Source organism: Klebsiella sp. HMSC09D12, assembly GCF_001808475.1.
GTDB classification, from domain to species: Bacteria; Pseudomonadota; Gammaproteobacteria; order Enterobacterales; family Enterobacteriaceae; genus Klebsiella; species Klebsiella oxytoca.
The window spans coordinates 222,016-231,478 of record NZ_KV793506.1; the positions used below are offsets into that span (position 1 = coordinate 222,016).

10 protein-coding genes and 1 pseudogene are annotated in these 9,463 nt (G+C 59.2%); 8 read left to right on the forward strand and 3 right to left on the reverse strand.

Going from position 1 to position 9,463, the window contains the following annotated elements; genetic code table 11:
- Positions 1 to 91 precede the first annotated feature (91 nt).
- From HMPREF3178_RS25560 to HMPREF3178_RS25575, 4 genes are read left to right on the forward strand one after another with little or no spacing between them, the layout of a single operon-like run.
- Positions 92 to 619: a type 1 fimbrial adaptor subunit FimF gene (locus tag HMPREF3178_RS25560; protein ID WP_024274432.1), complete on the forward strand. Its 528-nt coding sequence runs from the start codon at positions 92 to 94 to the stop codon at positions 617 to 619.
- Between the two features lie 12 nt (positions 620 to 631).
- Positions 632 to 1,132, forward strand: a complete 501-nt coding sequence (locus HMPREF3178_RS25565; protein ID WP_070585595.1) for a type 1 fimbrial minor subunit FimG — start codon at positions 632 to 634, stop codon at positions 1,130 to 1,132.
- A 14-nt stretch (positions 1,133 to 1,146) separates the two neighbouring features.
- A complete protein-coding gene (locus tag HMPREF3178_RS25570; protein ID WP_004115194.1) occupies positions 1,147 to 2,109 on the forward strand; it encodes a fimbrial protein in 963 nt (320 codons plus the stop codon).
- Positions 2,110 to 2,137: 28 nt separating this feature from the next.
- Positions 2,138 to 3,574: an EAL domain-containing protein gene (locus HMPREF3178_RS25575; protein ID WP_029496784.1), complete on the forward strand. Its 1,437-nt coding sequence runs from the start codon at positions 2,138 to 2,140 to the stop codon at positions 3,572 to 3,574.
- Positions 3,575 to 3,621: 47 nt separating this feature from the next.
- Here HMPREF3178_RS25575 and HMPREF3178_RS25580 read toward each other — a convergent pair whose 3' ends face one another.
- Complete coding sequence (locus HMPREF3178_RS25580) at positions 3,622 to 3,894, reverse strand: GNAT family N-acetyltransferase (protein WP_004115198.1); 273 nt, start codon at positions 3,892 to 3,894, stop codon at positions 3,622 to 3,624.
- 11 nt (positions 3,895 to 3,905) lie between these two features.
- On the reverse strand, positions 3,906 to 4,136 hold the full coding sequence (yjdI, locus tag HMPREF3178_RS25585; RefSeq protein ID WP_004105390.1) for a 4Fe-4S mono-cluster protein YjdI: 231 nt from the start codon (positions 4,134 to 4,136) through the stop codon (positions 3,906 to 3,908).
- A gap of 269 nt (positions 4,137 to 4,405) precedes the next feature.
- Between yjdI and HMPREF3178_RS25590 the strand changes: the two genes are divergently transcribed.
- The 4 genes from HMPREF3178_RS25590 to HMPREF3178_RS25605 are packed head-to-tail and all read left to right on the forward strand — an operon-like array spanning position 4,406 to position 9,147.
- Positions 4,406 to 4,678, forward strand: a complete 273-nt coding sequence (locus HMPREF3178_RS25590) for a YtcA family lipoprotein (protein WP_004105391.1) — start codon at positions 4,406 to 4,408, stop codon at positions 4,676 to 4,678.
- A 6-nt stretch (positions 4,679 to 4,684) separates the two neighbouring features.
- The gene (gene mdtN, locus HMPREF3178_RS25595; protein ID WP_004105396.1) at positions 4,685 to 5,713 is read left to right on the forward strand and encodes a multidrug transporter subunit MdtN; all 1,029 of its coding nucleotides are present in this window, start codon (positions 4,685 to 4,687) and stop codon (positions 5,711 to 5,713) included.
- Positions 5,714 to 5,722: 9 nt separating this feature from the next.
- Complete coding sequence (locus HMPREF3178_RS25600) at positions 5,723 to 7,666, forward strand: multidrug transporter subunit MdtO (RefSeq protein ID WP_017145459.1); 1,944 nt, start codon at positions 5,723 to 5,725, stop codon at positions 7,664 to 7,666.
- Positions 7,663 to 9,147, forward strand: a complete 1,485-nt coding sequence (locus HMPREF3178_RS25605) for an MdtP family multidrug efflux transporter outer membrane subunit (RefSeq protein WP_023321577.1) — start codon at positions 7,663 to 7,665, stop codon at positions 9,145 to 9,147. Before HMPREF3178_RS25600 ends, HMPREF3178_RS25605 begins: the two co-directional genes overlap by 4 nt.
- Positions 9,148 to 9,213: 66 nt before the next feature.
- On the opposite strand, the pseudogene HMPREF3178_RS31185 reads toward HMPREF3178_RS25605, so the two are convergent.
- Positions 9,214 to 9,463, reverse strand: a pseudogene (locus HMPREF3178_RS31185) (hypothetical protein); the annotation flags it as partial.

The following is a 9,463-nucleotide window of genomic DNA, read 5'->3' on the forward strand; positions in this document are numbered from 1 at the left end:
AGCTGTGAGGCCAGCTACAGCCTGCCGCCGGAAAATCAGAACCAGACGCTGAGCCAGCTCTCCACGGAGTGCCGCTAAGGAAACCATGATGATGAGAAAAACCCTGTATCTGTTGAGCGCCCTCGTCTCGCTGGCGGCCAGCAACGCCGGCGCGGCGGACAGTACCATTACTATCAGCGGCTACGTTCGCGATAACGCCTGCGCCGTGGCGGGTGAATCAAAAGATTTTACCGTCGATCTGATGGATAACGCCGCAAAGCAATTCCATGCGGTTGGGGCAACCACGCCGCTGGTCCCCTTTCGTATTGTGCTGTCGCCCTGCGGTAGCTCGGTTACCGCGGTGAAGGTCGGCTTTGTTGGCGTTGCCGACAGCATCAATAGCGATCTATTAAAGCTCGACGGCGGGGCTTCGGCGGCGGCGGGGATGGGCGTGCAGATCCTTGACGCGCAGCAGACGATGCTGCCGCTCAACGCAGCCTCATCGGCCATTGCCTGGACCACGCTGACGCCCAGCCAGCCCAACACCCTGAACTTTTATGCCCGGCTAATGGCCACCCAGCTACCGGTCACCGCCGGGCACGTTAATGCAACCGCGACCTTCACGCTTGAATTTCAGTAACCGGAGGCTGAAATGAAATGGACTCATGCACCCTGGCTGCTGGCGTTAATGATGGCCTTCGCCAGCGCCCCCCGCGCCGCCGACGTGACCATTACCGTTAACGGTAAAGTGGTGGCCAAACCCTGCACCATCGCCACGCCGAAGGCCACCGTTGACTTTGGTGATTTATACACCTTTAACATGCTTTCACCCGGCTCGGCATCAGGCTGGCATGACGTCACCCTCGATCTCAGCAACTGTCCGGTCGGCACCTCGCGGGTCACCGCCAGCTTCAGCGGAACGGCGGACAGCACGGGCTACTACAAAAATCAGGGAACGGCGGGCAACCTCCAGCTGGAATTGCAGGATACCAGCGGCGCCCGGTTTAACAACGGCACAAGCAAAACGGTGGCCGTCAACGATGCCACGCAATCCACCCGCTTTCCATTGCGCGTCAGGGCGCTGACGGTTAACGGCGGACCAACGCAAGGAACAATCCAGGCGGTGATTAACGTCACCTACACCTGGCTATAAGGCAGGAGAACGTTATGAATCAGCGGATTACCGCTCCCCGTAGATGTCGTATGGCGCTGGTCAACGCGCTGTGGCTGGCGCTTGTGTTAGCGGGCTTTTCCACCAGCGTCAGGGCTTATACCTGCTACGACTCCACCGGCACCATATTAAACAGCGATACCGGCGGGAAAGTATCCAACGTCTACGTTAACCTGCAGCCAAGCCTCGGAGCGGGGCAGAACCTGGTCGTCGACTTATCCAGCTCGATTTTTTGTAAAAATGACGCGCCGGACAGGCGAAACGACATGGTAAGCATGCTACAGGGCTCGGCCTATAGCGGCCTGCTGACCAATTTTACCGGTTCTTTAAAGTACTACGGAGTTAGCTATAGCTTCCCGCTAAACTCCCCGACCGCCAGCCATAATTTTACTTCCGGCAACTACACCAGCTGGAATACCCAGCTCTACCTGACGCCAATATCCACCGCCTCCGGGCTGGCGATAAGCGCCGGCTCGCATATCGCCACGCTGGTTATGTATCAGGTGGGTTCCGATATCAACGGCGGCGGTAACGTTCGTACCTCTAAATTTACCTGGAACATCTATGCCAACAATAGCGTGATTATCCCCACGGGCGGCTGCGATGTTTCCGCTCGCAACGTCACGGTAACGCTGCCTGAGTACCCGGGTTCGACCGCTGTTCCGCTCACGGTACGCTGCGGGCAAAATCAAAAGATAGGTTTTTACCTCTCCGGCACCACGGCGGATAGCGCCAACAGCGTTTTCACCAATACCTCTTCCGCCTCACCGGCCCAGGGGATAGGCGTTCAGCTATTGCGCAATGGCACTATTCTGCGCTCAAACAGTACCGTCTCTATGGGAACCGTGGGCACCTCCGCGGTCAACCTCGGACTCACCGCAACCTATGCGCGAACCAGCGGCCAGGTCACCGCGGGCAACGTGCAATCCATTATTGGGGTGACCTTTGTTTACCAGTAACGCGCCCGCGGCGCGCGGCAGAGCGGGAGTGGACTATATCCTTTCGCCCTGCTCGCTGGTCGCCGATGGATTAGTCAAAGTGATGATGGCCAGCGGCATGCGGCCCGTTGTGCTGCCGTCGGATACGCAGATGCTTCCCGGCGACACGGGCATTCGACGCCTTATCGTTTTTCTGCCGGAAACCCCGGCCAGGCTGCTCACCACCCTGCAGCAGGCCGCTGCGTTTCTTGAACACTCTGCGACGCCGCTGCCGATGCTGATCCTCAGCCGCAGCCCGGCCAGCTGGCTGTGGCATACGCTGCTGCATCAGGTCATCGATCACCGTTTGCTTGCCGAAGTGCGCACCGCCGCCTCGGACCTGCCCGTCCCCAGCCTGACCGCGGTGCTGCAGGACTATATTTTGCAAAGATATCCTTCACTTAAACAGCTGGCCGACGAAGAGATACGCCTCGGCGGAAAGCGCCCTGGCGGGCTCACCCGGCCGGAGCTAAATGCCATTCTCGGTCTACTCAGCGGATACAGCGTCAACGCCCAGGCAAAGCGCCGCGGCATTAGCCACAAAACGCTTTATAACCAGCGAACGGCAGGACTGAAAAAAATGGTGGAACATCATCCTCAGCTGGCAACCCGATTCCCCGGCAGCCAGACCAAAGGGCAGAAGATCCAACCGGATGCTGCGCTTTCCGCCTTCGAGCGCGAATTTGTCCACGCCATTCACTGTCGGCAAATTTTCCCGGTATTCCAGCCCATCACCGATGGTCGGATGCAGCTAAAAGGGTTGGAGATCCTCTGTCGCTGGCGGCAAAAGGGACAGGTTATGCTGCCAGGCGAGTTTTTGCCGCAGGTACATTCCGCGTATGCCTGGCTGGTGTTGACCGCCTTTGTGCTTCGCGAGGCCGTGGAGAATATTAATCTGCACTCCGGAGAGTTTTATTTCTCGGTCAATATTCCCGCTGCTATCGCCAGCAATGACAATCTGATCCGGATGGTGGAGACCGCGCGCCAGCAGCTGCGTCAGCCCCATATGTCTTCGAGGCTGGTACTGGAATTTGCTGAAACCCTGGACCTCAACCTGCAGAGTAAAATTGCCGACAATATTTCCCGGCTACGCAAGCAGGGCTTTACCATTATGCTGGATGACTGCTTTTCACAAAGCAGCGTCATGTTTCCGGTACGATCGGTCAGGTTCAGCGCCTATAAGCTGGATATGAGCATCGTCAACGACATGCAGCGCGATCCTCACGCTCTGGCCCTAATCAAAAGTCTGCTCTACTACTGTCAGCTAACCGGTAGCCGCTGTGTTGCCGAAGGCGTGGACAGTCTGGATAAATTCAACCGACTGAAGGCGCTGGGGATCGACCGTTTTCAGGGTTATTTCATCTCGCCGCCGGTGGAGCGGGAAAACGTCAGTGACCTTATCCACCAGCTTTTATCCGGCCGCGATCTGAACCTTATCGCCGGGTAACACGGCGTCAGATAAAAAGGTGGCGCCAGCGCGCTGGCGCATTTATTTCAGGCGCGAATATCGTCGTACTCGCGGGTATGATCAAATTCATGTTTGGCAAACGGGCATAGCGGAATAATTTTACGCTGCTCGCCGCGCATTTTTTCCACCACTTTCGCCACCAGCTTTTTTCCCACGCCCTGGCCTTTCAGACTGGGGTCGACGTCAGTGTGTTCAATAATGCTGAGGTGCTCGCCCGTAGGCACGAAAACAATTTCCGCCACCTGCTTCCCGTCGGCGTCATTGACGTAAAACTTGTTATGACCTTCCAGTATTTCCATCATTTCCTCGCTTATTTTTGGCGATACTTCAGCGCGCCGCTCGGGCAGGTATCAATAACCTTGACCACCGTGGCCACGTCCACTTCATCCGGGACGATCCACGGTTTACGTTTCAGGTTGAAGAGCTTCGCGCTACCGCGTACGCAGTTACCCGAGTGCTGGCAGATATCGGTGTTAAAGTAGACATCTATTTTCTCTCCGGTATAGGCGCGATAGCCCGCTTGCAGTAATTCTTTATCCATGACATTGCCTCAGTTCTGACTATTTTTTATAGTCCTGGCTCTAAGCATAGCCCTGCCAGCCACCGCCGACTATCGGTGACACGCGAAATTTTATTTCGCCCACCGCTGGTCGTTAATGCAGAATGAATGATTTTCTATGCAGGTGTTATCCATAGAAAATATCCTGTTTATCGATGGAATACAGACGCTTCTGTTCTCTCCGCCTTTTATTTCCCCGACAGTGAGATTAAACTCATTTCACCTTAATCCGAGCACTCAGGTATTTCGTCTTGAATCGCATTGTTAAGCTGGCGGGCCCTGCGCTCTTATTTTCGCTATTTACGCTCTCCGGCTGCTCATTATCCCCGGCGATTCCGGTTTTAGGCGCAGCATTTCCCGGCTGGTTTTTCTGCTTATTAGGCGCCGCGCTGTTACTTATTCCCTGCCATATCCTGATTGTGCGTCAAGGATGGCAATCGCGATTTTCTCCACTGGTCTTCAGCTATCTGGCGCTGATGTTCCTGTTCGCCACGATTCTGTGGTTCCTGTTCTTCGTAAACTAGATCCCTATGACCCAATCCCGCTCAAGCGTTATCCGCAAAAAATGGCCCCTGCTGGCGCTCGTTCTCGCCGCGATCGTGGCGCTGATTCTGGTTATCTGGCAGCTGCAAACCTCGCCGGAAACCAACGATGCTTACGTTTATGCCGACACCATCGACGTGGTGCCGGAAGTGAGCGGGCGGATCGTCGAAATGCCGATTCGCGACAATCAGCGGGTGAAAAAAGGCGATCTGCTGTTCCGCATCGACCCGCGTCCCTACCAGGCGATGCTTGATGATGCCAAAGCGCGGCTGACCACGCTTGATGCGCAGATTATGCTGACCCAGCGCACCATCAAAGCGCAGGAGTACAACGCACAGTCGGTCAACGCCGCCGTTGAACGCGCCAAAGCGCTGGTTAAGCAGACCACCTCTTCACGCATACGCCTTGAGCCGCTGGTACCGCAGGGGTTTGCCTCACAAGAAGATCTGGATCAGGCGCGAACGGCCGAAAAAGCGGCGCGCGCCGAACTGGAGGCCACCCTGCTGCAGGCGAAACAGGCTTCCGCGGCCGTGACCGGCGTTGATGCCATGGTGGCGCAGCGCGCGGGGATCCTGGCGCAAATTGCGCTGGCCGAGCTGCATCTCGAATTTACCGAAGTGCGCGCGCCGTTTAACGGCGTGGTGGTGGCGCTGAAGACGACGATCGGCCAGTACGCCTCGGCCCTTAAGCCGGTCTTTACCCTGCTGGATGACGACCACTGGTACGTGGTGGCAAACTTCCGCGAAACCGACTTGCAGAGTGTTCGGCCCGGCGTTCCGGCCAGAATTACCGTAATGACCAACCATGGCCGCACCTTCGAGGGCGTAGTCGACTCGGTCGGCACCGGCGTTCTGCCCGACGGCGGCAGCGTCATTGAAGGCCTGCCGGTTATTCAGAAGAGCATCAACTGGGTCCATGTCTCCCAGCGCTTCCCGGTTAAAATCGCCGTCAAAGATCCCGACCCGAACCTGTTTCGCATGGGCGCTTCCGCCAGCGCCGTTCTCCAGCCGCAATAAGGAGACGGCATGCAAAGCTTGTGGCCGTTTCTGACCCGGGAACTCCGCGATGCGCCGGGGCGGGCGAACTATACCCTGCGCCTGACGCTCAGCTGTGCGGTGCTGATTGTGCTGTTTATGACGCTGCATATTCCCTTCCTCGCCGTGGCGCTGATCGTGGTGTTTTACGTCAGCCAGCCTAACGTCCTGATGATTAAGCTGGTCAGCGTGGTTTTCGTGGTGACCGTCAGCGTCGCCCTGGGCGGCGTACTGCTGATTATTAAGTGGACCTATGACTATCCGCTAATTCGCCTGGTTGCCTCGGTGATCCTGTTCTTCTGTGCGATTTACCTGATGCGGGTCCTCGGCAAGCTGGGGCTGGCGTTTTTCGTGGTGGCGCTGGCAGTCATCTACGCCCAGACCTTCCCGTCGATGACCAGCCAGAGCGAAATTCTGGTACGCCTGCTGCTGTGGCTATGGGTGGCGATTAACACCGCCATTCTGGTGACGTTGCTGGTCAACGCCGGTTTCCAACAGGCGTTCCCCGGCTATCAGTTTAAAGCCCGGCTGGTGGTCATGCTGCGCCAGACGGCGCTGATTCTTAGCCAACCGGATGGCGGGGCGCCGCAACCCTCCTTTAAAGAGATCGCCGGCCAGTTTAACCAGTTGCAGTCCCTGTACCAGCAAGCCGCCCGCGCCACCCCGGAGATTGCCGCCAGCCCGCAGGCCTGGCAATCGCTGATGGCCGCCGCGCTGCGCTGCTACCATTTAACGGCGCTGCTACAACCGGGCCGCGACCATTCCGATGCGCGCCAGCGGATAGCCCGCGAGCTGAACGCGCTGGCGGATAATCTGCCCAGCCCCACAGCGGCGGATATGGAGCCGTTGATGGTCCCGCGCGATAGCGATAACAGCGCCATTTTGCAGGAGATCGCCGAGGTGCTGGCGCGGCTGGCGCGCGGCGAAACCATCGCGTTACCGCAGGGTGAAGTGGAAAAAGCGCCGCTGCTGCTGCCGGACGCGTGGTCAAATCCGGTCTATCTGCACTTTGCCCTGAAAACGCTGCTGGCGACGCTGCTGTGCTACGTTTTCTATACCGCCGCAGACTGGCAGGGCATCCACACCATTATGCTGAGCTGCGTCATTGTCGCCCAGCCGGGTCTGGGCGCTACCATGCAGAAAACGTGGCTGCGTATCGGCGGCGCGCTGCTGGCGACGCTGATTGCGCTGCTCCTGATCGTCTTTGTGCAGCCCTGGACCGACTCGCTGAGCGGCCTGCTGGCGATGACCCTGCCGGTGTTCGCGCTGGCGGCGTGGATTGCGGCAGGCTCAGAGCGCATCGCCTACGCCGGGATCCAGATAGGTTTCACCTTTGCGCTGGCATTCCTCAGCTGGTTTGGCCCGCTCAGCAACCTTACCGAACTGCGCGACCGGGTTATCGGTATCCTGCTCGGCGTGCTGGTCTCCTCGATTGTACATCTCTATTTATGGCCGGATAGCGAAGCCCCGCAGCTCAAAGCGCGTCTGGCGCAGCTTTATCGCCAGCTGGCGCAGACCCTCTCCTCAAGCGACGATGAGGTTCAGCTGGTACCGCTATTTGCCGCGCTGACCGAGAGCGAAACCTTAATCAACCGGGTAGCCGCCGAGCCGCTGGGAACCTACGCCCACCCGTGGCCGGAAGCCAAAAACTGGCCGGTGCGGGCGACGTTCCATCAGGCGGAAGAGATCCTGCGCCTCAGCGAAGGCTATCGTCTGTACGCCGCGCCGGGGGATACTTTTTTACCCCGCTGCGCCCGGCGGCTTGAAGGCTACGCTGCCGATATCGACGCGCAGCAAACTGCCGTAGAACGCCCTCAGGCGCTTCTCCCGGACCCGGCGAATCCATTTGGCGCGCCGCTGGTCAACGCGCTGGCCGCTCTGCCGGCGTGGCCATTTGCGTCTTCCGATATTCCGCGACAGGCAATGCAATCATGATTAAAACCTCTACTCTCCCGCGCGCCTCGCGATCCCCGGTGTTTGCCTTCGCCCTGACGCTGTTAACCGGGTGCGCATTAATTCAGGACGATCCTGGCCAGGTTCCGCTGGTCAATCCGCAGCAGGCCGAGCTGGCGCAGGTGATCCATCTGGCGAATAGCGGCTGGCCGACGGCGCGCTGGTGGGAAGGCTATCAGGATCCGCAGCTAAATATGCTGGTCAATCGCGCGCTGCAGAACTCCCCCACCATGCAGGCGGCGCGGCTGCGTATTTCGCAATCGCAGTCCACGGTCGAGCTGGCGCAGTCGGCAATGGGCGTGCAGGCCACCGCCGTGGCGGCGCAAAACCGTCTGCGGGTCACCAATAAACAGTTCACCTGGCCCTACTCCTTCTCCCTGCCGGTGGATAAAAACGGCCCCTGGTACACGCTGAATACGGTTGGCGTCGGGGCGACGCTGAATATCGATTTATGGGGCGCCGACCGCGCCCGCGTTGCCGCCGCGATTGGCGAAAAGAACGCCCGCCAGGCGGAGACCGCCGGCATCGAGCTGGATCTTGCCAGCAGCGTGGCCCAGCTCTATTTCGCGATGCAGGCAACTTTCCAGAAAATCGCATTACTTAATCAGCTGGAGGCCATCGCCAGGCTCTCGGTGCAGGCGCATGAGCATCGTACCGCGCGCGGCGTGGAGGATAGCGTCGATGTCGCCAACGCCCAGGCAGAGCTGCTGGCGGCGCAGCAGCAGGTGATTACGGCGCAGGGGACGCTGACGCAGTATCGGGAAACGCTGCGGGCGCTGATTGGCGCCGATGCGCATAGCATGCCGGAGATTCATCCCGTGCCGCTGCCGGCGCTGCAGGAAACGCTCCCGGATTCGCTTTCGTTTGAACTGCTGGCCCGTCGCCCGGATCTGCAGGCGCTGCGCGGCTACGTCAGCGCTTCGATGAACCAGGTGGACGCGGCAAAAGCGGCGTTTTACCCGCACTTCGATATCAAAGCCTTCTGGGGCTACAACGCGCTGAGCGTCGGCGATCTGTTTAAGTCCTCATTCCAGCAGATCAACCTGCTGCCGGGGCTCTATTTGCCGTTGTTTGACGGCGGGCGCTTAAACGCCAACCTGAAATCGACGCGTACGGCGAGCAATATTTTAATTAAGCAGTACAACCAGGCGGTGCTGGACGCGGTGCGCGACGTGGCGATTAGCTCCAGCCAGTTGAACGATTTGAACCAGCAGGCCGCGCTGCAGCAGCAGAAAGTCGCGGCGGCGATGATGACCACCCGCAGCGCCAGCGCGCACCATCAGCGCGGACTGGTCAGCTACTATGCGGCGCAGGAGGCGCGTCGTCCGGCCATCGCGCAGCAGCTTTTGCTGCTGGATATCGAGGCCCAGCGGCTCAGCACCGATATCACCTTGATTAAAGCCCTGGGCGGCGATTACCGCGGCCCGGCGGTGGCGTCCGCAGGGAAAGAAGTGGCGCAATAGCCGTGAATTTCCCTACTCGCGCCAGGCTCTGCTCCCGGGGGCGGCGCTTAACGAGCCTTGCCCGGGCTACAGGTTCACCGCCGTCTGTAAGCCGGTAACCCCACAATTCATCGCCGTCTGCGAGCCCCACTCACCGCCGTCTGCTGTTGGGTAGCCCGGACAGATGCGCAGCATCGCCTCCCGGGAATTCTGCCGCACTGCGCCCTGTTCCCGGGGGCGGCGCTTAACGCGCCTTGCCCGGGCTACGGGTTCACCGCCGTCTGTAAGCCGGTAACCCCCACGATTCACCGCCGTCTGCGAGCCCCACTCACCGCCG